23 protein-coding genes, 3 tRNA genes and 2 rRNA genes (1 of these 28 running past the window's edge) are annotated in these 22,649 nt (G+C 68.7%); 9 read left to right on the top strand and 19 right to left on the bottom strand.

Annotated elements, in window-relative coordinates:
* Positions 1-35: 35 nt before the first annotated feature.
* From KO353_RS04445 to KO353_RS04470, 6 genes are all read left to right on the top strand, one after another.
* Entirely contained in the window at positions 36-632 is a 597-nt protein-coding gene (locus tag KO353_RS04445; protein WP_218286539.1) for a hypothetical protein, read from the top strand.
* Entirely contained in the window at positions 632-838 is a 207-nt protein-coding gene (locus tag KO353_RS04450) for a hypothetical protein (protein WP_218286540.1), read from the top strand. Before KO353_RS04445 ends, KO353_RS04450 begins: the two co-directional genes overlap by 1 nt.
* Positions 835-1,056: a hypothetical protein gene (locus KO353_RS04455; RefSeq protein WP_218286541.1), complete on the top strand. Its 222-nt coding sequence runs from the start codon at positions 835-837 to the stop codon at positions 1,054-1,056. The genes KO353_RS04450 and KO353_RS04455 overlap by 4 nt, the downstream gene beginning before the upstream one ends.
* A 404-nt stretch (positions 1,057-1,460) precedes the next feature.
* Positions 1,461-1,790, top strand: a complete 330-nt coding sequence (locus KO353_RS04460) for a hypothetical protein (RefSeq protein ID WP_218286542.1) — start codon at positions 1,461-1,463, stop codon at positions 1,788-1,790.
* Positions 1,787-2,110, top strand: coding sequence for a hypothetical protein (locus KO353_RS04465; protein WP_218286543.1), 324 nt, complete (start codon positions 1,787-1,789; stop codon positions 2,108-2,110). Before KO353_RS04460 ends, KO353_RS04465 begins: the two co-directional genes overlap by 4 nt.
* Before the next feature lie 162 nt (positions 2,111-2,272).
* Complete coding sequence (locus tag KO353_RS04470) at positions 2,273-2,422, top strand: hypothetical protein (RefSeq protein ID WP_218286544.1); 150 nt, start codon at positions 2,273-2,275, stop codon at positions 2,420-2,422.
* Positions 2,423-2,455: 33 nt separating this feature from the next.
* Here KO353_RS04470 and KO353_RS04475 read toward each other — a convergent pair whose 3' ends face one another.
* The 14 genes from KO353_RS04475 to lepA all read right to left on the bottom strand — a co-directional run bounded on the left by KO353_RS04475 (position 2,456) and on the right by lepA (position 15,018).
* Positions 2,456-3,028 carry a DUF6456 domain-containing protein gene (locus tag KO353_RS04475; protein ID WP_218286545.1) on the bottom strand — a complete coding sequence of 191 codons (573 nt, stop codon included), beginning with the start codon at positions 3,026-3,028 and terminating at the stop codon, positions 2,456-2,458.
* 100 nt (positions 3,029-3,128) lie between these two features.
* Positions 3,129-3,205: transfer RNA gene (locus tag KO353_RS04480), tRNA-Arg, on the bottom strand.
* Positions 3,206-3,300: 95 nt separating this feature from the next.
* Positions 3,301-4,413 carry a 3-isopropylmalate dehydrogenase gene (leuB, locus tag KO353_RS04485; protein WP_218286546.1) on the bottom strand — a complete coding sequence of 371 codons (1,113 nt, stop codon included), beginning with the start codon at positions 4,411-4,413 and terminating at the stop codon, positions 3,301-3,303.
* A 57-nt stretch (positions 4,414-4,470) separates the two neighbouring features.
* Complete coding sequence (leuD, locus tag KO353_RS04490; RefSeq protein WP_218286547.1) at positions 4,471-5,076, bottom strand: 3-isopropylmalate dehydratase small subunit; 606 nt, start codon at positions 5,074-5,076, stop codon at positions 4,471-4,473.
* A gap of 14 nt (positions 5,077-5,090) precedes the next feature.
* Positions 5,091-6,506, bottom strand: coding sequence for a 3-isopropylmalate dehydratase large subunit (gene leuC / locus KO353_RS04495; RefSeq protein ID WP_218286548.1), 1,416 nt, complete (start codon positions 6,504-6,506; stop codon positions 5,091-5,093).
* A gap of 33 nt (positions 6,507-6,539) precedes the next feature.
* Positions 6,540-6,956, bottom strand: a complete 417-nt coding sequence (rplS, locus tag KO353_RS04500; protein WP_218286549.1) for a 50S ribosomal protein L19 — start codon at positions 6,954-6,956, stop codon at positions 6,540-6,542.
* Between the two features lie 57 nt (positions 6,957-7,013).
* Positions 7,014-7,724, bottom strand: coding sequence for a tRNA (guanosine(37)-N1)-methyltransferase TrmD (trmD, locus tag KO353_RS04505; RefSeq protein ID WP_218286550.1), 711 nt, complete (start codon positions 7,722-7,724; stop codon positions 7,014-7,016).
* On the bottom strand, positions 7,721-8,275 hold the full coding sequence (gene rimM / locus KO353_RS04510) for a ribosome maturation factor RimM (RefSeq protein ID WP_218286551.1): 555 nt from the start codon (positions 8,273-8,275) through the stop codon (positions 7,721-7,723). Before rimM ends, trmD begins: the two co-directional genes overlap by 4 nt.
* Positions 8,276-8,301: 26 nt before the next feature.
* Positions 8,302-8,631, bottom strand: coding sequence for a 30S ribosomal protein S16 (gene rpsP, locus KO353_RS04515; protein ID WP_218286552.1), 330 nt, complete (start codon positions 8,629-8,631; stop codon positions 8,302-8,304).
* A gap of 53 nt (positions 8,632-8,684) precedes the next feature.
* A complete protein-coding gene (gene ffh, locus KO353_RS04520) occupies positions 8,685-10,073 on the bottom strand; it encodes a signal recognition particle protein (protein ID WP_218286553.1) in 1,389 nt (462 codons plus the stop codon).
* 186 nt (positions 10,074-10,259) lie between these two features.
* Positions 10,260-11,186 carry an ABC transporter permease subunit gene (locus tag KO353_RS04525; RefSeq protein ID WP_218286554.1) on the bottom strand — a complete coding sequence of 309 codons (927 nt, stop codon included), beginning with the start codon at positions 11,184-11,186 and terminating at the stop codon, positions 10,260-10,262.
* A complete protein-coding gene (locus tag KO353_RS04530; protein WP_218286555.1) occupies positions 11,183-11,971 on the bottom strand; it encodes a taurine ABC transporter ATP-binding protein in 789 nt (262 codons plus the stop codon). Before KO353_RS04530 ends, KO353_RS04525 begins: the two co-directional genes overlap by 4 nt.
* Positions 11,972-11,975: 4 nt before the next feature.
* Positions 11,976-12,998, bottom strand: coding sequence for a taurine ABC transporter substrate-binding protein (tauA, locus tag KO353_RS04535; RefSeq protein ID WP_218286556.1), 1,023 nt, complete (start codon positions 12,996-12,998; stop codon positions 11,976-11,978).
* A 214-nt stretch (positions 12,999-13,212) separates the two neighbouring features.
* On the bottom strand, positions 13,213-15,018 hold the full coding sequence (lepA, locus tag KO353_RS04540; RefSeq protein WP_218286557.1) for a translation elongation factor 4: 1,806 nt from the start codon (positions 15,016-15,018) through the stop codon (positions 13,213-13,215).
* 153 nt (positions 15,019-15,171) lie between these two features.
* Here lepA and KO353_RS04545 point away from each other — a divergent pair, with 153 nt between their 5' ends.
* Positions 15,172-16,962 (top strand): IlvD/Edd family dehydratase, encoded by a 1,791-nt coding sequence (locus KO353_RS04545; RefSeq protein WP_218286558.1) that lies wholly within the window; start codon positions 15,172-15,174, stop codon positions 16,960-16,962.
* Positions 16,963-16,998: 36 nt separating this feature from the next.
* Here KO353_RS04545 and KO353_RS04550 read toward each other — a convergent pair whose 3' ends face one another.
* A complete protein-coding gene (locus KO353_RS04550; protein WP_218286559.1) occupies positions 16,999-17,328 on the bottom strand; it encodes a hypothetical protein in 330 nt (109 codons plus the stop codon).
* 22 nt (positions 17,329-17,350) lie between these two features.
* Positions 17,351-17,551 carry a hypothetical protein gene (locus KO353_RS04555; RefSeq protein WP_218286560.1) on the bottom strand — a complete coding sequence of 67 codons (201 nt, stop codon included), beginning with the start codon at positions 17,549-17,551 and terminating at the stop codon, positions 17,351-17,353.
* Between the two features lie 212 nt (positions 17,552-17,763).
* Here KO353_RS04555 and KO353_RS04560 point away from each other — a divergent pair, with 212 nt between their 5' ends.
* Together KO353_RS04560 and KO353_RS04565 are read left to right on the top strand one after the other, a co-directional pair.
* Positions 17,764-18,492, top strand: a complete 729-nt coding sequence (locus tag KO353_RS04560) for a DUF3450 domain-containing protein (RefSeq protein ID WP_218286561.1) — start codon at positions 17,764-17,766, stop codon at positions 18,490-18,492.
* 115 nt (positions 18,493-18,607) lie between these two features.
* Positions 18,608-18,697 (top strand) — tRNA-Ser (locus KO353_RS04565).
* A 1,271-nt stretch (positions 18,698-19,968) separates the two neighbouring features.
* Here KO353_RS04565 and KO353_RS04570 read toward each other — a convergent pair.
* The 3 genes from KO353_RS04570 to KO353_RS04580 all read right to left on the bottom strand — a co-directional run.
* A tRNA-Met gene (locus KO353_RS04570) sits at positions 19,969-20,045 on the bottom strand.
* Between the two features lie 47 nt (positions 20,046-20,092).
* Positions 20,093-20,207, bottom strand: a 5S ribosomal RNA gene (gene rrf / locus KO353_RS04575).
* A 133-nt stretch (positions 20,208-20,340) separates the two neighbouring features.
* Positions 20,341-22,649: ribosomal RNA gene (locus KO353_RS04580) — 23S ribosomal RNA — on the bottom strand (it continues 450 nt past the right edge of the window).

Genomic DNA, 22,649 nt, shown 5'->3' on the forward strand with positions numbered 1-22,649 from the left:
TCATCACCTGGGCCGTCGCCGCTGATGCCGCCGGCTTGCCCGTCATCCTCGCCAGCGACCCGAACGCCGAGGAATGCCGCTCCGCCCTCGTGCTGGTCAGGCTCAATCCGGCAGCGAAGCGATACGCGGTCGAGCCGGTCGGGGTCACGGATGCCGGCTTCGCGGCGCGGCTGGCACGCGAGGCCGTCGCCGCCGCCTTCGAGGGTGGAGCGGACTGGACCCGCGTCCGCCCCGGCGACCTGGTGCCGCCCGAGCCCGCCGCGCCCAAGCGGGTCGACCCCGCGACTGTCCGCCCCGGCCATCCGGCCTGGGCGCGCCTGGTCGAAGAGACGTTCGCGGTCGGCGCCTCCATGATCCCGCCGGAGGAGCGTGCGGCCACGCGCGAACGGCTGGTCGCCGAGGCCCTGGCGCGCGGCTGGTCGCCGGTCGACCTCGGCAAGCAGATCCTGCGCGAGGCCGCCGAGCGGCAGGACGCGACGCATATCGATCCGAGATGGCATCGATCCGCTCCCGACCCGATCGCCCTCGCGACCGGCACGCAGCCCGATCCGGCGACCCTGTGGTCGCGCGTGACCCGCGCGCCCCGGCAGGGCGAGACGACGCTCGCCGAACGCCAGCGCGCGGGGTTCTGATGCTGCCCCCCTTCGAGCGCCTCATTCGCGAAGCGGCCGCGGCCCTTCCGCGCGACGCCACGTGCGACGAGATAGCCCTATGGATCATCGCCCGCCGCAGCAACGCGCTGAGGCTGATCCTCGGCGCGATCGCCCGCCAGACGCTGCGCCGGCACGACGACGACCCGGCATGGCTCAGGCTCGCGCGCCTGGAACGCCAGCGATGATGCCCCCCGCCACCGCCCGCCTCGGCCGGGCCCTCGCCGCCGAGCAGCGCCTCGCCTCGGCCCGCCGAGCGATCGAGCGCCTCGCCGAGGCCGACCCGCGCCTGGCCGAGGCGATCAAGCAAGCGCTTGGAGACAACGACCCCGACCACCGGGCATCGGCCGCGCGCCGCGCGATCACGTTGATCGCCGCGGCGGCGGAGCGCGGTAGGCGCCGCTAGCCGCACGTGTGGTCGCGGGCACGGCCGACCACACGCAATAGCGGGGCTCGCCCACCCTCCCCGACTCACGCACCATCACGGCCGGCCGGTGCCCGGCCTGGTCTTCGGGCTGAACCCCCTCACGGAGGAGGCAACTAGCGCTCGCCGAGGTCGAGCCGCCGCTCGATGCGCGCCACCCGCCCGGCAAGCCGCGGTTCCACCCTGGCGGTCGGCATATGCGGGGGGCTTCGGCCCGCGGCATCGCTAGCGGCAGCCCCCCGAACCGGGTTCGGGGTTCGGGGTTCGGGGTGGTTCAGTCGCTAGGAGAGCATGCCGGCTCCGCTGTCTCAGAAAGTCCTGCGCCGCCCGCTTTGCGGCTGTGTGTCCGCGTGGCGGCGGATCGCCGCGGATCAAGGAGACCAACCATGAAGCTTACCGACACCCAGCTTGTGATCACGGCGGAGGAGGAGCCGGCCGAGGCGGCGGCGAACGCGCCTCGGGCCGGCCGCGGCTTCTGGCGCGCGGCGGAGGAGGCGGCGGCACGCGGCGAGATCCCGCCCGCGCCGGACTTCTCCGCGCCGACCCACGCGCCCTACCGGCGCAAGTTTGAGCGCTTGGTCGAGCTCGCGAAGGCCGGCGACGCGGCCGGGCTGCGGGCGGTGCCGATCAACCCGATCAGCACCACCCCGAAGGCGCTCGCGCGGTGGCGCGACCTTGCAGTGCGCGCCATCGAGGCGCGGGAGGCGGGCCGATGAGCACCTATAAGGAGTGGGCCGGCTCGCTCTACCGGACGCGGGCCGAGATGCTCGACGCGATCGCCGAGGCGTGGGCGACGGCCTGCGGCCATGCATCGCCGGCTGAGACGCGGCGGAACTTCGACGAGGCAACCGACGCCGAGCTTGCCGCGGAGGCGATCGCCGGCTGGGGTCTTGACCAGCCTCGGGGGAGGCGGTTCTCGCTCGACGACGAGCGCCCATCTCACATGGTTGAGCACGAATATACAGCGGCGGACTTGGCCGAGGCATTCGCGCGGCTGCGGGCGCGGCTTGGCCGACCGGACACGGAGGCCGATTGACGGCGATGCTCTCTGAGCATCCGCCGATGCTCAGACAGCAGTCCACACCGGAGCCGCGTCACGGCTGACTGCGCTTACCGCTAACGCCAAACCAAGGAGGCAACGATGTAGCACTTCGAGATCAACCTGACCAATAGCGCCGAGGGCTGGCACTGGACCCTGATGGCAGAGAAGGAAGGCACGCGGGTGATGGTCGCGGAATCCTACGACCCGCTTCCCACCGCCGCGGCGGCGGCGGAGGAGGCCGAGGCCGAGATCGCCGAGCCGGGCCGCGCCCGGCGGCTCTACCGCGAGACAAAGCGGGCCGCCTGACGGGCCGCGACGCCCCGCCAGCACCGCCCCGGCCTATGCCGGGGCGGTTGCCGTCTCGGGGCGCCGGCGCGGCGCGAGGCCGTAGTGCTTGGCGAGGACGCCAAGCGCGGCGACCAGCACGCCGCCGGCCGCGACGTGATGCATGCCGCGAAGCGTCGCCCATTCGCGGATTGATTGCTCGCAGCCGACCACGTGCCAGACGGCGGAGCCGGCCGGGCTTGCCGGGCCGCCGAGGGCATCGAGGGCCCGTGCGACGCGCTCGCGCGCGGCGGCGGTGCGTTCGGTGAGCGTCTCGCCGGTGGTGGCCGGCACCCAGACGAGCGACCGGGCACGGAGCGGGTCGAGGGCGGCGGCGCGGAAGGCCGATCGGAACACCTGCCCGGCATCGTGCATGTCGGCGGTGATGGTGCCGTTGCTCAGCATCTGGCCGAGGGTGTCGATGGCGCGGCGGTGGATGACGGTGAGACCGGTTTCCGGGTCGGCCTCGCGCACGGGCGGGGTGAAGTCGCCGTGCTGGAGGCGCCAGGCGGATGGCTCGTGCAGGGGCGGCGGGGCCGATGATGCGACCTGGGGTGCATGGCGGCGGGTCCGTGGGCGACGCGGCATGGGGGCATTCTAGCGCCGCTGGCGGTGTCCGCACCGGGTCCATTGGCCGGAAAAGATGTTTTGGGACCGCGCCGGAAAGTGGCTTAGTGCTTGAAGAGATTGGCGCGCCCGGCAGGATTTGAACCCACAACCCCCAGATCCGTAGTCTGGTGCTCTATCCAGTTGAGCTACGGGCGCGCGCCGTCGCCATCGGGCGATGGCGGTGGTCTAACGGAAGCCCACGCAGGCTGCAAGCCCGGCCGCCTCGCCCCTGCCGCGCCTGTGGCGCACGCTCAGGCCGCGAGCTTGTCGAGCTCCCGCGTCACCGCCTCGCCCATCACCTGGGTCGAGACACGCGCCATGCCGGGCTGCATGATGTCGGCCGTGCGCAGCCCGCTCGCGAGCACGTTGGTGCAGGCGCGCTCGATCAGGGCGGCGTCCTCCGTCATGTCGAAGCTGAAACGGAGCAGCATGGCGAAGGAGAGAATCTGCGCCATCGGGTTGGCGACCCCCTTGCCCGCGATGTCGGGCGCGGAACCGTGGATCGGCTCGTAGAGCGCATGCCGGCGCCCATCGGGCCCGAGCCCGCCGAGCGTGGCCGAGGGCAGCATGCCGAGCGAGCCCGTCAGCATCGAGGCAAGGTCGGACAACAGGTCGCCGAAGAGGTTCGTGGTCACGATCACGTCGAACTGGCGCGGGTTGCGCACGAGCTGCATCGCGCAGTTGTCGGCATACATGTGGGTGAGCTCGACATCGGGGAACTCGCGCTCGCGCAGGGCGGTGACGGTCTGCCGCCACAAGAGGCCGCTCTCCATCACGTTCGCCTTCTCGACGGAGCACACCCGCCCCTGGCGCCTGCGCGCGAGCTCGAACGCCACGCGGGCGACGCGTTCGATCTCCGGCGTCGTGTAGACCTCGGTGTTGACGCCCTTCTTCGTGCCGTCGGGCAGGGACTCAATGCCGCGCGGTTCGCCGAAATAGATCCCGCCCGTGCTCTCGCGCACAATCATGATGTCGAGGCCGCGCACCACCTCGGGCTTAAGGGTCGAGGCATCGACGAGCGGGTCGAGCACGGTCGCGGGGCGAAGGTTGGCGAACAGGCCGAGTTCGCGGCGAAGCGTCAGAATCGCGAGCTCAGGCCGCCTGTCGAAGCCGAGGCCGTCCCATTTCGGCCCACCGACCGCACCGAACAGAACCGCATCCGCCGCCTTCGCCTTCGCCACCGTCTCCGCGGAGATCGGCACGCCGTGGACGTCGATCGCCGCCCCGCCGACCAGCGCCTCCTCGATGTCGAAGCGCACCGCGCGGCGACGGTCCATCCAGTCGATGACGCGCCTCACCTCGCGCATCACCTCAGGCCCGATGCCATCCCCTGGCAGGATCAGAAGCTTCTTGTTCGATGCCATCAGAGCCATCCCCGCTTCACGCCCGATCCACGCCCCGGCGCGGACGGGCCGTCCCTGTCACAGCCAGGGCTGTTCCATCCGCCGCCTTGCCTCGAAGGCGTCGATCGCCGCGGCGTGGGCCAACGTCTGGCCGATGTCGTCGAGACCGTTGAGAAGACAATGGCGCCGGAACGGATCGACCTCGAAGCGGATTTCCTCCCCGTTGGGACGGACGATCACCTGCCGCTCGAGATCGACCGTCAGCCGCGCATTCGCGCCGAGCGACGCATCGGCCACGAGCACGTCGCACAACTCCTGCGGCAGCTTGATCGGCAGAATGCCGTTCTTGAAACAGTTGTTGAAGAAGATGTCGGCGAAGTCGGGCGCGATCACGCAACGTATGCCGAAATCGAGCAGCGCCCAGGGCGCGTGCTCGCGCGACGAGCCGCAGCCGAAATTGGGCCCAGCGATCAGGATCTCGGCGCGTCGATACGGCTCGCGGTTGAGGATGAAGTCCGGCCGCTCGCTGCCGTCCGGGTTGTAGCGGAGCGCATCGAACAGGTTCTTCCCGAGCCCCGTGCGCCGGATCGTCTTGAGGAAGCGCGCGGGGATGATCTTGTCGGTGTCGATGTTCGGCAAGGGCAGCGGCGCGGCGATGCCGGTGAGCGTCGTGAAAGGCTGCATCCCCGTTCGTCCCTTCAGCGCGCGAACTCGCGCACGTCCGTGAGCCGCCCGGTGACGGCAGCGGCCGCGGCCATCGCCGGGCTCATCAGGTGCGTCCTCCCGCCCGGCCCCTGGCGGCCCTCGAAATTCCGGTTCGAGGTCGACGCACAGCGCTGGCCGGGCTTGAGCTGATCGGGGTTCATGCCGAGGCACATCGAGCAGCCCGGTTCCCGCCACTCGAAGCCCGCCTCGATCAGCACGCGATCAAGCCCCTCCGCCTCGGCCGCCTGCTTCACGAGGCCGGACCCCGGGACGACCATCGCCCGCACCCCTGGCGCGACCTTCCGCCCCTTCGCGACCGCCGCGGCGGCGCGGATGTCTTCGATCCTCCCGTTCGTGCAGGAGCCGATGAACACCACGTCGATCGGGATGTCCTGCATCCTCTGCCCGGGCGTGAGGCCCATGTAGTCGAGCATCCGCTGCTTCGCCGCCCGACGCGCCTCGGTCGGCTCATCCGCCGGGTCGGGCACCGCACCGGTGACGGGAACCACGTCCTCCGGGCTCGTTCCCCAGGTCACGAGCGGAACGATCGCGGCGGCGTCAAGCGTGACGGTGGTGTCGTAGGCTGCGCCCTCGTCCGAGGGGAGCGTCTTCCACCAGGCGAGCGCACGCTCCCACGCCTCGCCCTTCGGCGCGTAGGGGCGGCCCTTGAGGTAGGCGAAGGTGGTCTCGTCGGGGGCGATCAGCCCGGCACGTGCGCCGGCCTCGATCGACATGTTGCAGATCGTCATCCGCCCGGCCATGTCGAGCGACCGGATCACCTCCCCGGCATACTCGATCACATGGCCCGTTCCGCCCGCCGTGCCGATCCGGCCGATGATGGCGAGGATGATGTCCTTCGCCGTGCAGCCGAAGGGGAGCGTGCCGTCGACGCGCACGAGCATGTTCTTCGCCGGCTTCTGCAGAAGCGTCTGGGTGGCGAGCACGTGCTCGACCTCTGAGGTGCCGATGCCGAAAGCAAGCGCGCCGAGCGCGCCATGCGTCGAGGTGTGGCTGTCGCCGCAGACGATTGTCATGCCGGGCTGGGAGATCCCCTGCTCCGGCCCGACGATGTGGACGATGCCCTGGCGTGCATCGAGCAGCGGGAAGTAGTGGATGCCGAACTCGGCGACATTCCGCTCGAGCGTCTCGACCTGGAGCCGGCTTTCGGGTTCGGCGATCCCGGCGCGGCGATCGGAGGTCGGAACGTTGTGGTCTGCCACCGCGAAGGTCGCCTCGGGGCGGCGCACCTTCCGCCCGGCGAGGCGCAGGCCCTCGAAGGCCTGCGGGCTCGTCACCTCATGCACGAGGTGGCGGTCGATGTAGAGGAGGCAGGTGCCGTCCGGCAGCCGTTCCACGACGTGGCTGTCCCAGATCTTGTCGAACAGCGTGCGCGGACGCTTCTCTGCCATCGCCTCTCTCTCCCGTTCCGATCCCCTTCCGGCTCAGCCCTGCTCGGCTTCGGCTGGTGCCTCGGCGGCGGTGGCCTTGCCCGTGCTCGCAAGCCCCATCTTCTCGGCGATGCGGGCCGCCTTGCCCGTGCGGCCGCGCAGGTAATAGAGCTTCGCCCGACGCACATCGCCCCGGCGCACCACCTTGATCTCGGCGATGTTCGGCGAATAGAGCGGGAAGACGCGCTCCACCCCCTCGCCGTAGCTGATCTTACGCACGGTGAAGTTCGAGTTGATGCCGGCATTCTTGCGGGCGATGCACACGCCCTCGAACGCCTGCAGGCGCGTGCGTTCGCCCTCGATCACCTTCACCGCCACGCGCACCGTATCGCCCGGGCCGAAGGCGGGGATCGGTCGCTGGGCCGCGAGCTTCGCGACCTGCTCGGCCTCGATCTGTTGCAGGATGTTCATCGCCAGTCTCCTTCTCACCTCGCGGCCGCGCGGGAAACCCCGCGCGGCGCTCATCTCTCATGCGGTCGGCGCGGCCTCAGCCAGCGCTCGGTAGGCGGCCCAGAGATCGGGGCGCCGCTCGCGCGTGATCCGCTCGGCCTCGCGGCGTCGCCAGGCGGCGATCTCGGCATGGTTGCCGCTGATCAGCACCTCCGGCACCGCACGCCCCTTCCACAGGGCCGGCCGCGTGTAGTGCGGATACTCTAGGAGGCCCTGCGAGAAGCTCTCCTCGAGCACGCTCTCCGCCGCTCCCATCACCCCAGGCAGAAGCCGCACACAGGCGTCGAGCAGAACCATCGCCGCGGGCTCGCCGCCCGAGAGCACGTAGTCGCCGATCGAGATCTCCTCGAGCCCGCGCGCCTCAATCACCCTCTGGTCGATCCCCTCGTAGCGGCCGCAGACGAGAACCACGCCCGGGCCTGCGGCGAGCTCGGCCACCCTCCGCTGCGTCAGCGGCCTCCCCCGTGGGGTGAGCACGATCTGGGGGGCGTCGGGCAGGGACTTGGCCTCGAGCGCGGCGTCGATCACATCCGCCCGCATCACCATGCCCGCGCCGCCGCCGAACGGCGCATCGTCGACGGAACGATGCCTGTCGGTCGCGAAGTACCGAAGATCGATCGGCTCGAGCGCCCAGTCGCCGCGCTTGAGCGCCCGGCCAGCGAGCGAGTGGCCCAAGGGGCCCGGGAACATCTCCGGGAACAGGGTGAGGACACGCGCGGTCCAGCTCATGCCGCCGCCCCTTCCATCTCCTCGGCCCGAGCGCTGCCTGGCGAGGGCGGAACGATCGTCTCCACGGGCGGAGAGATGACGAGCAGGCGCGCGGCGAGATCGACCACCGGCACGGCGGCACGCGTGAAGGGAACGAGAAGTGCCGGGCGGCCCTCGCGCGCGATCTCGAGGAAGGCCCCGGCGCCATGGTCCTGCACCTCGGCGACGGTTCCAAGGGCCTTCCCGCTCTCGTCCACCGCTGCGCAGCCGATCAGATCAGTGAGATAGTACTCGTCCTCCCCGGGAGCCGGCAGGGCCGAGCGCTCGACATGGAGCCGCGTGCCGGTGAGCCGCGCCGCCGCATCCCGGTCCGTCACGCCCTCGATCCGCACCACCGGCATCGCTCCGGGCGTGACGATCTCGAGCCGGAACGAGCGCGCGCCCGTCTCGTCGGTCAGCGGCCCGTAGCGCGCGATCGCCGCCGGGTCGGCCGTGAAGCTTTGGACGCGCACAAGCCCGCGCACGCCATGCGGGCGCCCGATCACGCCGAGGAGCACGCGGGGAGAGGACATGGCGGGCGGTCGGCTCGCTCGGTGCTTCAGCCGGCGGCGGCGGCGCGTTCCTGCGCCTTCTTCTTCGGCAGGTGCTGCTTGGTCTGCGCCGGCCGCGGCCGCTCGGGGATCAGCCCGGCCTTGACGAGGAAGCGCTCGACCCGATCCGTCACCTGCGCCCCCTTGCCGAGCCAGGCCTTGATCTTCTCCGGCTGGAGCTTCACCCGGTCGGCGTGATCTGCGGGCAGCATCGGGTTGTAGGCGCCGACCTTCTCGATGAAGCGCCCGTCGCGCGGGCTCCGGCTGTCGGCCACCACGATGTGGTAGTAGGGGCGCTTCTTCGCGCCGGCGCGGGAGAGGCGGATCTTGACGCTCATCCAGTCTGTTCCTTCCGTCGGAGACCGTATCGTTTCGAGGTCAACACCTTGTGTCAGAACGGGCGGCGCCCGCCCGGCAGGCCCGGGAACCCGCCGCCGGGCATCAAGCCGAAGAGGCCGTGGCGCAATAGGCCCTTCTGGCCCAGCTTCTGCATCCGTTTCATCATCGTCGTCATGTCGTCGAACTGCTTGAGAAGGCGGTTCACGTCCTCGACCTTCACACCCGCGCCGGCGGCTATCCGGCGCTTGCGCGAGGCCTTGATGATCTCGGGCTTGCGTCGCTCGGCCTTCGTCATGCTGTCGATGATGGCGAGCTGGCGCTTGAGGATCCGGTCGTCGAGCTTCGCCTCGGCGAGCTGCGCCTTCACCTTCGCCACCCCGGGCAGCATGCCGAGCAGGCCCTGGAGGCTGCCCATCTTCGTGATCTGGGCGAGCTGCTTGCGGTAGTCCTCGAGGTCGAACGTCCCCTTCTGAAGCTTGGCGGCGAGCTTCTCCGCCTCCTCCGCCTCGATCGTCGCCGCCGCCTTCTCGACGAGCGAGACGACATCGCCCATGCCGAGGATCCGGCCCGCCACACGCTCGGGGTGGAAGTCCTCGAGCGCGTCGAGCTTCTCCCCCACCCCGATCAGACGGATCGGCGCCCCGGTGACGGCGCGCATCGACAGAGCCGCGCCGCCGCGCGCGTCACCATCCATGCGCGTCATCACGATTCCGGTCACGCCAACCTTCTCGTGGAAGGCTCGGGCGACGGTCACCGCGTCCTGGCCGGTCATCGCATCGACGACGAGCAGCTTCTCGTGCGGGCGCGCCACCGCGGCGACCTCGGCGACCTCGGCCATCAGCGCCTCGTCGATCGCAAGCCGCCCGGCCGTGTCGAGCACGAGCACGTCGAACCCGCCCTGGCGCGCCTCGCCGAGGGCACGGCGTGCGATCTCCACGGGCTTTTGGCCGGGCACGATTGGCAGGCTCATCACCCCGGCACGGTCGGCGAGGGTGGCGAGCTGCTCCATCGCCGCCGGGCGCTGGGTGTCGAGCGAAGCAAGCAGCACGCGCTTGCGGTCCTTCGTCCGCAGCCTCAGCGCAATCTTGCCGGCCGAGGTGGTCTTGCCGCTGCCCTGAAGCCCGAGCATCAGGATGACGACCGGAGCGGGCGCGTTGAGATCGATCCCGGGTGCGGGGGGCCCGAGCATGGCCACGAGAGCGTCGTGGACGATCTTGACCACCTGCTGCCCGGGCGTGACCGAGCGCAGGACCGTCTCGCCCACGGCCTTGGCGCGCACATCCTCGATGAAGCTTCTCACGACGGGAAGCGCGACATCGGCCTCGAGCAGTGCGACGCGCACCTCGCGCAGCGCCTCGGCGACATCGGCCTCGGACAGGGCGCCGCGTCGGCGAAGCCTGTCGAGGATGCCGGTCAGCCTGCCCGAAAGGGCGTCGAACATGGTCGCTCCATCGCGCGGGCAGGCCCCAAACACGAACGCGCCGCTGCGCGAGCCTTCGCGGAGCGGCGTCACCCCGCGCGCCGGGCGGGGCGGTGCGGCAGGGGCTGCCCTGATGACACCTCTATGGCGTCGCGGCCGAGCGCCGTCAAGCAGCCTGGACGGGCCGGGCTCTCGACCGGCCGCCTTTCAGCCGCGGCCCTTCCAGGGAACGAGACGGCGCTCCGCGAGCCGCATCGCGAGATCGAACCCGTAGGCGAACAGCGCGATCACGACGATGCCCATCACCACGAGGTCGGTGCGCAAAAAGTGCGAGGCGTTGAGCACCATCTGCCCCACCCCGACATTCGCCGCCACCATCTCGGCCGCGACCAGCGTCGTCCAGCCGAAGCCGAGAGCGATCCGCATCCCGGTGAGGATCTCGGGAAGTGCGGCGGGCAGGATGACATGCCGGATCAGCTGGAGCCGGGTGGCGCCGAGCGAAAGAGCGGCATTGATCTGCTCCGGCGTAGCGCTGCGCACGCCCGACCGCGCGGCGAGCGCAAGCGGGGCGAAGCAGGCGAGGTAGATCAGGATGATCTTGGCCGCCTCGTCGATCCCGAACCAGATCACGACGAGCGGCAGATAAGCGAGCGGCGGCAGCGGCCGGTAGAACTCGATCGGCGGGTCGAACACGCCGCGGACGACGCGCGACACACCCATGCCGATGCCGATCGGGATCGCCGTGAGGCAGGCGAGGGCGAAGGCGCTCAGCACCCGGAACAGGCTGAGAGCCGAATGACCGACGAGCGTCGCATCGCCGATCGGCGTCGACAGGCCGGCCGCGAGCTGCCGCGCCACGACGATCGGCGAGGGCAGAAAGAGCGGGGCGATCCAGCCGCGCTCCGTCGCCACCCACCACAGGATCAGCAGCGCGACCACGGTCAGCACGCTGATCGAGGTGGCCCGACGCGGGTCGGGGAAGGCGGAGCGCGCCGCGGCGAGCGGAGCCGTCGCCGGCGCAGCGCCCGCCCCGACGGCGCCACCCTGGTCGGCCGAGAGCCGATTCTCGTCGCGCAGGCGGTCGGGCGCGGCAGCGCCCTCGGCCACAGCGGAAAGCGGAGAGGCGGGCCTCATGCCGCGGCGTAGGCGCTCTCGCGCACCATCGTGGCCACCTCCTCGCGCAAGCCGATGAAGCCAGGGTCCGACTTCACGCCGCGCGCATCGCGCGTCGCGACATAGCGTCGGCCGAAATCGACGCTAAGCCGCCGCACGATCCGCCCGGGCCCAGGGCTCATCACCACGAGTTCGGTCGCAAGGAACAGCGCCTCCTCAACGCCATGGGTGATGAAGAACACGGTCTTGCCGGAGGCGGCCCAGACATCGAGCAGGAGCTCCTGCATCGTCTCGCGCGTCAGCGCATCGAGCGCGCCGAGCGGCTCGTCCATCAGCAGCACCTCGGGGTCGGCAGCGAGCGCGCGGGCGATTCCCACACGCTGCTGCTGGCCGCCCGAGAGCGTGTAGACGGCCCGGTCAGCGAAGCCCGCAAGCCCGACGAGGGCGAGCTTCTCCTCGGCGAGCGCGCGGCGCTGCGCGCGCGGCACGCCCGCGAGCATCGGCCCGAAGGCGACGTTCTCCCAGACGCTGAGCCAGGGCAGGAGCGCGTGCTTCTGGAACACCACGCCGCGGTCGGCGCCCGGGGCCTGCACCGCCCGGCCGCCGACCGTGATCCTGCCGGAGGAGGGAGCGGTGAAACCGGCGATGCAGTTGAGAAGCGTCGTCTTGCCGCAGCCCGACGCCCCGAGGGCGACGCAGAACCCGCCCTCGGGGATCGCGAGATCGACCCGGTCGAGCGCCACGAGCCGCCCGCCCCCCGGGAGGGGGAAGACGACAGAGAGGCCCTCGACCGAGACCGCCCCCATCGCCTCAGCCTGCGGCGGTGGCGGCGAAGCGCGGGCTGACGTGTTGGGCGATGTTCTCAGGCACCGCCTGGATACGACCCTGAGCCTTGAGGAACTCGGCGGTGTGGCGGATCGCCTGCACCGTGCCCCCCTCCGCTCCGCCGCCGAGCCATTGGGCGGAGGCCTGCTCAGCAGCGGGGATGAACCGATAGAGGCGCATCATCCCCGGCACGTCCTCAACCCGGGCGCCGGTGATCCGCGCGGTGACGGCGGCGCGCTCGGTGCCCGGGCCCCAGAGGCCTGGGTTCGCGACATACTCGGCGTCGTACTTCGCCATGATCCGGGTGTAGGCGGTGAGGAACTCGGCATTGGCGCGCGCCCAGTCACGGTCGACGATCACGCCGTCGAAGGTCGGCCGCCCCCAGGCGGCGAGCTGGCCCGAGGAGATCAACACCCGGCCGGTGCGCAGAACTGCACTCCGCGTCGGTTCCCAGATAAAGGTGGCATCGATGTCGCCGCGCTCCCAGGCGGCAGCGATCTCAGGCGGGCGCATGTTCAGGATCCGCAGGCTGTTGGCCGGGATGCCGAATTGCTCGAGAGCGTAGAGCAGGTGGTAGTGCGTCGTCGAGACGAACGGCACGCCGACGCGCTTGCCGCGCAGGTCCTGCGGCGCGGTGATGCCGGAGCCGTTCCGGACGACGAGCGATTCGGCTTCGGCGATGTCGGCGATGATCCAGATGAGCTCGACGTTGAGCCCCTGCGCGATCGCCGCCGTGGTCGGCGAGGAGCCGACCTCGCCGATCCGCGCATCGCCGGCGGCCATCGCGCGGATCACCTCGGCTCCGGCCGTGAACAGCCGCCAGTTGATCTTGTAGCCGGTCGCGCGCTCGACCTCCTGCGCGGCCATCGCGGCGCGGAAGGGCACGACCATGTACTGGTGCGCGATCGTCACCTCGCGCGCCTGGGCAATGGCAGGCGCGGCAAAGGCGGTGGCGACGGCAGCGGTGCCGGCAAGAGCGGCGCGGCGGGTGAGCACAGGCTGCGTCATGCTGATCTCCCGGATGGTTCGACACAGCCGTCTCTTGCAAGCAGCGTTCCAAGGCCAAAACCGCCACGGTGCACGCCTGCGCTGCGGCATGCCCGACCCGAACAGACCCAGTTTTGGGCAACCCGCCCGATCCTTAAGCGTTGATCCTCTTCCTGGCAAACCGCTGGCGCGGAACTGCCCATAAAAGAGGCGGGGGCCGCGCTGTCGCGTCCGCTCAGGCGTCCATCTTCAGGGCGGCGAGGAAGGCCGTCTGCGGGATCTCCACCTTGCCGAACTGGCGCATCCGCTTCTTGCCCTCCTTCTGCTTCTCGAGCAGCTTCCGCTTGCGGGTGATGTCGCCGCCGTAACACTTGGCGGTGACATCCTTCGCGAGCGCCCCGATCGTCTCGCGGGCGATGATGCGCGAGCCGATTGCCGCCTGGATGGCGATCTTGAAGAGCTGGCGCGGGATCAGCTCCTTGAGCTTCTCGCAGATGGCGCGGCCGCGCTTTTCCGCCTGGCTGCGGTGCGCGATGAAGGCGAGCGCATCGACCGGGTCGCCATTGACCAGGATCGAGATCTTCACGAGGTCGCTCTCGGCGTAACCGTCCATCGCGTAGTCGAAGGAGGCATAGCCGCGGCTGATCGACTTCAGGCGATCATAGAAGTCGAAAACGACCTCGTTCAGCGGCAGGCGATAGACCGCCATCGCCCGGTTGCCGACATAGGTGAGATCGACCTGCTGGCCGCGGCGTTCGTTGCAGAGCGTCAGCACGCCGCCGAGATACTCGTCGGGGACGAAGATCGTCGCCTTAATCCACGGCTCCTCGATGTGGTCGATCGTCGAGGGGTCAGGCATGTCGGCAGGGTTGTGCAGCTCCTTCACCTCGCCCCTGGTCGTATGGATGCGGTAGACGACCGAGGGGGCGGTGGCGATCAGGTCGAGGCCGAACTCGCGCGCAAGGCGCTCCTGCACGATCTCGAGGTGCAGAAGGCCCAGGAAACCGCAGCGGAAGCCGAAGCCGAGGGCGGCGGATATTTCAGGCTCGTAGTGGAACGAAGCGTCGTTGAGGCGGAGCTTGGCGAGGCTCTCACGGAGCTTCTCGAAATCGTCGGCGTCGGTCGGGTAGAGGCCGCACCACACAACCGGAACCGAGGGCTTGAACCCCGGAAGCGGCTCGGCGGCGGGGGAGCGGTCATCGGTGATCGTGTCGCCGACGCTGCAGTCGGCCACCGTCTTGATGCCGGCGATGATGTAGCCCATTTCGCCGGGGCCGAGGTCGTCGACCGTCACCATCTTCGGCGTGAACACGCCGACCGCCTCGACGGTGTGAACCGCACCGGTGGCCATGAACCGGATCCTCTGCCCGCGCCTGAGGCGACCGTCCTTGACGCGCACGAGGATCACCACGCCGAGGTAGGAGTCATACCAGCTGTCGACCAGCAGGGCCTTGGTCGGCGCTTCGGCGTCCCCTTTCGGCGGCGGCAGGCGTGCGACCAGAGCCTCGAGCACCTCGCCGATTCCGAGGCCCGTCTTGGCGCTGATCAGCACCGCGTCGTCCGCCGGCAGGCCGATCACCTCCTCGATCTGCACCTTCACCCGGTCCGGGTCGGCCGCCGGCAGGTCGATCTTGTTAAGCACCGGCACGATCTCGTGGCCGGCCTCGATCGCCTGGTAGACATTCGCGAGCGTCTGCGCCTCCACGCCCTGCGAGGCATCGACGACGAGCAGCGAGCCCTCGCAGGCGGCGAGCGAGCGGCTCACCTCGTAGGCGAAATCGACATGCCCGGGCGTATCCATCAGGTTCAGGACGTAGGTGTTGCCGTCCCTAGCCGGGTAGGTCAGGCGAACCGTCTGCGCCTTGATGGTGATCCCCCGCTCGCGCTCGATCTCCATGTTGTCGAGCACCTGGTCCTTCATCTCGCGGTCGGAGAGGGCGCCGCAGGCCTCGATCAGCCGGTCGGCGAGGGTGGACTTGCCGTGGTCGATATGCGCGATGATCGCGAAATTGCGGATTCGGGAGAGCGGCGTGTCGGTCATCTCGGCCTTGGCGTCCGGGGCGGCGGCGGCTTGGGCCCTGCCGCGCGCCTGTCATTAGGGGAGCGGGCCCGGGATTGGAAGGGCGCGGCCGGTTGACAGTCGGGCTTCGGGCCGCAGAGCCTCGAGCGACGCAACGGGGAGGGAGACAGCGAGATGGCGGAGGGCAACGGTGGGTCGCGGCGGCTTAGGTCACGGCGCTGGTTCGACGACCCGTCCGACCCAGGCATGACCGCCCTCTATCTCGAGCGCTATCTGAACTTCGGGCTGACGCGGGAGGAGCTCCAGTCGGGCCGGCCGATCATCGGCATCGCCCAGACGGGCTCTGACCTCGCACCCTGCAACCGCCACCATGTCACCCTTGCGGCACGGGTGCGCGACGGGATACGCGATGCCGGCGGCGTGCCGCTCGAGTTCCCGATCCACCCGATCCAGGAAAGCGGCAAGCGCCCCACGGCGGCGCTCGACCGCAACCTCGCCTATCTCTCTCTGGTCGAGGTGCTGCACGGCTACCCGATCGACGGCGTGGTCCTCACGACGGGCTGCGACAAGACCACACCCGCCTGCCTGATGGGGGCGGCGACGGTGAATATCCCGGCGATCGCGCTCAACTGCGGTCCGATGCTCGACGGCTGGTGGCAGGGGCGGCTCGCCGGGTCCGGCACGGTGATCTGGGAGGCGCGACGCCTGCTCGCGAAGGGAGAGATCACGCCCGAGGAGTTCATGCAGATCGCCGCCTCGTCCGCCCCCTCGGTCGGGCACTGCAACACGATGGGCACGGCGCTCTCGATGAACTCCCTTGCCGAGGCGCTCGGCATGATGCTGCCGGGCTCGGCCGCCATCCCCGCGCCCTATCGCGAGCGCGGCTGGGCGGCCTACGAGGCCGGGCGGCGGATCGTCGGCATGGTGCGAGAGAACCTTCGCCCCTCCGACATCATGACGCGCAAGGCGTTCGAGAATGCCATCGCCGTCGCCTCTGCCATCGGCGCCTCCTCGAACTGCCCGCCGCACATCATCGCCATCGCGCGGCACATGGGCGTCGAGCTCACGATCGAGGACTGGCAGAGGATCGGCGCCGACCTGCCGCTCCTTGTCGATTGCCAGCCGGCGGGGCGTTTCCTCGGCGAGCGGTTCCACCGCGCGGGCGGCGTTCCGGCGGTGATGCGCGAGCTCCTGCTCGCGGGCAGGCTGCATGGCGACGCGATGACCGCGACTGGCAAGACGGTCGCCGAGGCTCTCGCGTCCATTCCCGAGCCGGACCGGGAGGTGATCCGCCCCTTCTCGGCGCCGCTGAAGGAGAAAGCGGGGTTCGTCGTGCTGTCGGGCAACCTGTTCGACAACGCGGTGATGAAGGTGAGCGTGATCGACCCCGAGTTCCGGCGCCGCTTCCTGTCGAACCCCGACGCGCCCGAGATCTTCGAGGGGCGAGCGGTCGTGTTCGAGGGGCCGGAGGACTACCACGCGCGGATCGACGACCCGTCCTTGGGCATCGACGAGCGGTCGATCCTCGTGATCCGCAACTGCGGGCCTGTCGGCTATCCGGGCTCGGCAGAGGTGGTGAACATGCAGCCCCCCGCGGCGTTGATCAGACAAGGCGTGACGGCGCTGCCCACGATGGGCGACGGGCGACAGAGTGGCACCTCGGGCAGCCCCTCGATCCTCAACGTCTCGCCCGAGGCGGCGGTGGGCGGGGGGCTCGCGCTTTTGCGCACCGGCGATCGCATCCGGCTCGACCTGCGCGCGCGTCGCGTCGACGTGCTCATCGCGGAGGAGGAACTCGCCGCTCGACGCGCCGCCTGGACGCCGCCCAAGTTGAAGAACCAGACGCCCTGGGAGGAGATCTACCGCTCGATGGTCGGCCAGCTCGGCACCGGCGCCTGCCTCGAGCCCGCGACCCTCTATCTCGACATCCTCGAGACACGCGGCGAAAGCCGGCACAGCCACTGAGCCACCAGAGGGGCGGGCGCGCGTGCGAGCGCGCGTTCAGCCCTTGCCGCCGCGCCCGAAGTAGTAGCCGAGCACCAGCGTCAGGATCGGCAGCAGGACGGGTTTGAGGATGTCCGTCACACTCGGGGCGAGCGTCTCCCACCTGCCGCTAAACAGTCCCGCGAGCAAAAGCACGACGAGCGAGCCGAGCAGGGCGAGGCCGAAGACCGTCATCACCGTGGTGGTGATCGCCGAACGGTCGGCGCTCTCGCGTTCCCGCTCCCGCGCCTCGAGCTCGGCGTCCGCCCGCTCGGCCTCGGCACGCTTGCGCGCCGCCTCGAGGAGCAGCGCCCTCGTCTCGGCATCGACTCCGGCGGGGTCGGGCACGGCGCGGCCTGGGGCCCTGCGGCTACCGGGTCGATCCGGTCATCGACGTCGTGATCTGCCCGGCGATCTCGAGAAGACGCTTCGCCGCGGCCACCATGTGTTGACGCGCCTCCGGGTCCTTGACCTCCTCGGAGGCGCGAAGCAGGCGCTCGCCCTCCTCGATCAGGGCGAGGTTCGCCTGCGAGATGCTGCGCAGTTCCGGGAACTGCCCTGGGCCCGCCATCGTGATCCTCCTTGTGCTGGGTGATGACAGCACCGCTGCCGTGCCCGTGCGACGGACGGTGCGGAGAGGGGGCGTCAGGGCGCCTGGCAGACGGGGCGTGTGCCTGAGGCCGACCGCTCGCGTCCCGTGCGGTCTCGGTGCCGCAGTCCCGCTCGCGCCGGCCCGGTGCTAGAAGCCGTCCCACAGGCGAGGCAGGGGAACCGGGAGACGCCATGAGCCTTGGGTTGCGCGAAGCACGCCGGGCCGAGCGTCGGCGAAGGCGCGCACGGATCGTCGCCTTTCTCGCGACCATCGGCGCCCTGTTGCTCCTCGGTGCGGTCGCCTACGAGTCGGGCAGCCGGCTCGCCCAAGCCGAGACGGAGGGGCTCAGGCGCGAGATCGCGGAGCAGCGGCGGGCCATTGCCGCGCTTGAGCAGAAGCTTGCCGAAGCCGAGGCGCTTCGGCGCCAAGCCGAGGATCGCGTGCGTGAGGGCGAGGCGCGCTACGCCCGCGATGTGCCGACCGGAACGGCCCGCGAGCTATTCCTGCGGGTTCAGGAGAGGCTCAGGGAAGGGCTTGCGGCTGAGCGGCTGAGGCTCGTGCTCGAGAACGCGACCGATGGCAGCCGCTGCGAGCCTGGGCTCGAGACGCGCCGGTTCCTGCTCGCAACACCACTCACCCGTTCGGGCCGGACCTCGGTGTCGTTCGCCGGCGGCATCGTCATCACGGGCGAAGGCCAATCCGCGCGAGCGGCCGATGGCGCACCCGAGGCATGGTTCGACCCGAGGCGGCCGGTGACGATCGTGGCGATCCAGCCCGGAGGCGCGCTGACGGAGACGACGGGGCAGCTGCCGCTCACCTTCTCTGTCATCCGTGGCGGAACGGAGCATCGTTTCGTCGTGTCGGAGGCTGACCTACGCGGCTTCGTGAGCGTGACGGCCGAGCGGTGCGACTATCCGTGAGGGGGCGCCGTAGGCGGGAGGCGCGGGAGGCGACGAGGCCGAGGCGCAGGCTCGGCTGGTCGGACCCGCGGCCGTTGCGCGTGCTCGGCGTGTCGTGTAGGAGGCGCGCCGGCCCGGAGGGGTGCCAGAGCGGTCGATTGGGCCGGTCTCGAAAACCGGAGTACCGGCAACGGTACCGTGGGTTCGAATCCCACCCCCTCCGCCAGATCCTCATCCCGATTCGCTGGCGCTGCCAAGACGCGACGACGCAAGAGCGATCGATGCGGCCATCGCGCCGATAGCATGTCGAGGCGCGCTTGGCGTGTTGAACCGGAGCGCGCGCCTTCTCTTGACGACCGGTTTCGCCGAGTCCGGTGAGCTCCCGTGCGGCTGCCGTCGTTGCAGCAGGGCGGCCGCAACGTCCTTCGACGGGTCCGTCCTTTCCGAACGTTGCGTTTGCTGCGGTTGCTGAAACCGTGTGTGTTGATTCCGCAACAATAGCGCGTTACCGTCGCGGCGCATAGCGAGGAGCGATCGATGCAGTCGATGCCCTTGGTTGCACTTTCCGTTGCAAGCCTTACCCTCACCGCGTGCGCCCCCGACGGTCCTGACGCGCGTCGAAGCGTTCGTCAGTCAGCCTCTCGCGCCACAAGTCGGAGAGACTGTTCACGTCATGCCGGCTGCCGCCGAGGGACGGCCCACCCTTGAGCACCAGGCTTGGGTGGGCCTTGCAGAACGCGAGTTTGCCGCCAAGGCTTTGAGATCGTCCCGTCTCCTGCGCACGCCAAACTGCTGGCGTTCGTCGGCCTTCGCGTGGACGCTGGACGCGACGTCGCGGAGGCGTTCGTAAGGCCGCAGTGGGGGATCACGGGCTACAGCGGCGAGCTGTTCGGCACAGTCTCCTGGTTGGAAAACATCGGTACCTATTGCAGCACGACGACCCTGATTTGTGAGTATGGGGTGACCGGCTACACGACCGGCGTTGCGACCAGACGCGTGTTCACAAGATGCGGGGTGCTATTGGTTTTCCGCCCGTAGTTTTCCGCCCGCCGTCGAGCCCCGACGCCGCGCCAGTGTTCGAGGCGCGCGCCGTTTCCGAAGGATCGTGCGGAATGCTCTCGGCGGTGGCGCCGAGCCTGATCACTGCGCTGTTCGAGAAGTTCCCGACCGGTGGCAGCGGCGTTGTCAAGACGAAGATGCAGGCGTCATGCTGACGAGGCCAGTGCGCCTTTGCTGGGCGCCTCGTCACGGGTTCGCCCGGGCGCGCCCGACCCATGGCCTGGCCGATCGACGATAGAGAGACTCGCCTGCAGCACCTCCGCCCGGTCTCCGGGTGCCATGTGGCAGTCGGTCGGCCAGCCGCTCGGCGGAAGCTTCGGCAGAAGACAATTTCGCGGATGGAACAGGTCGTCTTACGGGCAGCGATTGGCGGCTCGGGAACGCGCATGAGCCGCAGCGCTTTCTCCCGGGGCGGGCAGATCGAGCCCTTCGAGAAGATGGTTGCGGGGCCAGGATTTGAACCTGGGACCTTCAGGTTATGAGCCTGACGAGCTACCGGGCTGCTCCACCCCGCGACTAAGTGCTGGTGGCATTGTGGTGGTTCTGTGGTCCGGATCGGAAGACCTGGCAGCGACCGACTCTCCCGCGCCTTGAGACGCAGTACCATTGGCGCTGAGGGTTTTCACGGCCGAGTTCGGGATGGGATCGGGTGTTTGCCCCTCGCCATAGCCACCAGGTCGTCGGATCCGGACCGCCCCGCCGCGCGAGAACTCGCGCGGTGGGACGGATGTGGCGTGTGTGATGATGGAGGCCGGCCGCAGCCGCCTTTCGTGCTGCGCATGGATAACGGGGAGGCCCCGTCATGGCGCGGATCTCAAGCCGAACGAGCGATTAGTACCGGTCAGCTTCGTGTGTTGCCACACGTCCACACCCGGCCTATCGACGTGGTCGTCTTCCACGGCTCTTCAGGGAGACCTCGTTTCGAGGCGGGTTTCCCGCTTAGATGCTTTCAGCGGTTATCCCTTCCGTACATAGCTACCCGGCTGTGCCGCTGGCGCGACAACCGGTCCACCAGAGGTACGTCCATCCCGGTCCTCTCGTACTAGGGACAGGTCCTCTCAAGTCTCCGACACCCATGGCAGATAGGGACCGAACTGTCTCACGACGTTCTGAACCCAGCTCACGTACCGCTTTAATCGGCGAACAGCCGAACCCTTGGGACCTGCTCCAGCCCCAGGATGCGATGAGCCGACATCGAGGTGCCAAACCTCCCCGTCGATGTGGACTCTTGGGGGAGATCAGCCTGTTATCCCTAGAGTACCTTTTATCCGTTGAGCGATGGCCCTTCCACGCGGAACCACCGGATCACTAAGGCCGACTTTCGTCTCTGCTCGAGCTGTCACTCTCGCAGTCAGGCGGGCTTATGCCTTTGCACTCAACAGCCGATGTCCGACCGGCCTGAGCCCACCATCGCGCGCCTCCGTTACCTTTTGGGAGGCGACCGCCCCAGTCAAACTGCCCACCATGCACGGTCCCTGACCAGGATGACTGGTCGAGGTTAGACGTCAAAAGAGGCCAGGGCGGTATTTCAAGGTCGCCTCCACAGGAGCTGGCGCCCCTGCTTCATCGGCTCCCGCCTATCCTACACAGTCCCCTTCTAACGCCAGTGCAAAGTTGCAGTAAAGGTTCATAGGGTCTTTCCGTCTGACCACGGGTACCCCGCATCTTCACGGGGAATTCAATTTCGCTGAGCCGATGCTGGAGACAGTGGGGAAGTCGTTACGCCATTCGTGCAGGTCGGAACTTACCCGACAAGGAATTTCGCTACCTTAGGACCGTTATAGTTACGGCCGCCGTTTACCGGGGCTTCGATTCAAGGCTTGCACCTCTCCTCTTAACCTTCCGGCACCGGGCAGGCGTCAGACCCTATACGTCCTCTCTCGAGTTCGCAGAGCCCTGTGTTTTTGATAAACAGTCGCTACCCCCTGGTCTGTGCCACCCCCTCCCGGTTGCCCGGAAGGAGGTCCCGCTTATCCCGAAGTTACGCGGGCAATTTGCCTAGTTCCTTCAGCATCGTTCTCTCAAGCGCCTTGGTATCCTCTACCAGCCCACCTGTGTCGGTTTCGGGTACGGTCCTATGCCAGAGCTGTTTCCTGGAAGGATCCGGCTGCACCCCCAATCCGGTAAGGAGACACAACGGTTCACCTTCGTCACTTCTGGCGGGCCCAGGAATGTTGACCTGGTTTCCATCGACTACGGCTTTCGCCCTCGTCTTAGGGGCCGGCTGACCCTGCGCGGATTAACCTTGCGCAGGAACCCTTGGGCTTTCGGCGACAGGGTTTCTCGCCCTGTTTGTCGCTACTCATGTCCGCATTCGCACTTCCGATACCTCCACGGGACCTCACGATCCCGCTTCGCAGGCCTACGGAACGCTCCGCTACCGCGCATCTTGCGATGCGCCCAAAGCTTCGGTGCGTGGCTTGAGCCCCGTTACATTTTCGCCGCAGGATGGCTATTAGACCAGTGAGCTATTACGCTTTCTTTAAAGGATGGCTGCTTCTAAGCCAACCTCCTGGTTGTTTTGGCCTTCCCACATGCTTTCCCACTTAGCCACGACTTAGGGACCTTAGCTGTTGGTCTGGGCTGTTTCCCTCTCGACCCGGGACCTTAGCACCCCGGGACTGTCTGCCGCGGTCACGCTCCTGGGTATTCGGAGTTTGGTTAGGTTTGGTAAGCCTTTGGGGCCCCCTAGCCCATCCAGTGCTCTACCCCCCAGGGCGAAGCACGCGACGATCTACCTCAATAGATTTCGCGGAGAACCAGCTATTTCCGAGTTTGATTGGCCTTTCACCCCTAGCCACAGCTCATCCCCGACTTTTTCAACAGGCGTGGGTTCGGCCCTCCAGTGGGTGTTACCCCACCTTCAGCCTGGCCATGGCTAGATCACCCGGTTTCGGGTCTAGTACCGGCAACTGAACGCCCTGTTCAGACTCGCTTTCGCTTCGCCTACGCCTAGCGGCTTAAGCTTGCTGCCGACACTAACTCGCGGACCCATTATACAAAAGGTACGCCGTCACCACACGGACGCGACCGAGGCCGCATCCGGAGGCTCCGACTGCTTGTAAGCATCCGGTTTCAGGTCTCTTTCACTCCCCTCATCGGGGTGCTTTTCACCTTTC

The organism is Elioraea tepida, assembly GCF_019203965.1.
GTDB classification, from domain to species: Bacteria; Pseudomonadota; Alphaproteobacteria; order Acetobacterales; family Acetobacteraceae; genus Elioraea_A; species Elioraea_A tepida.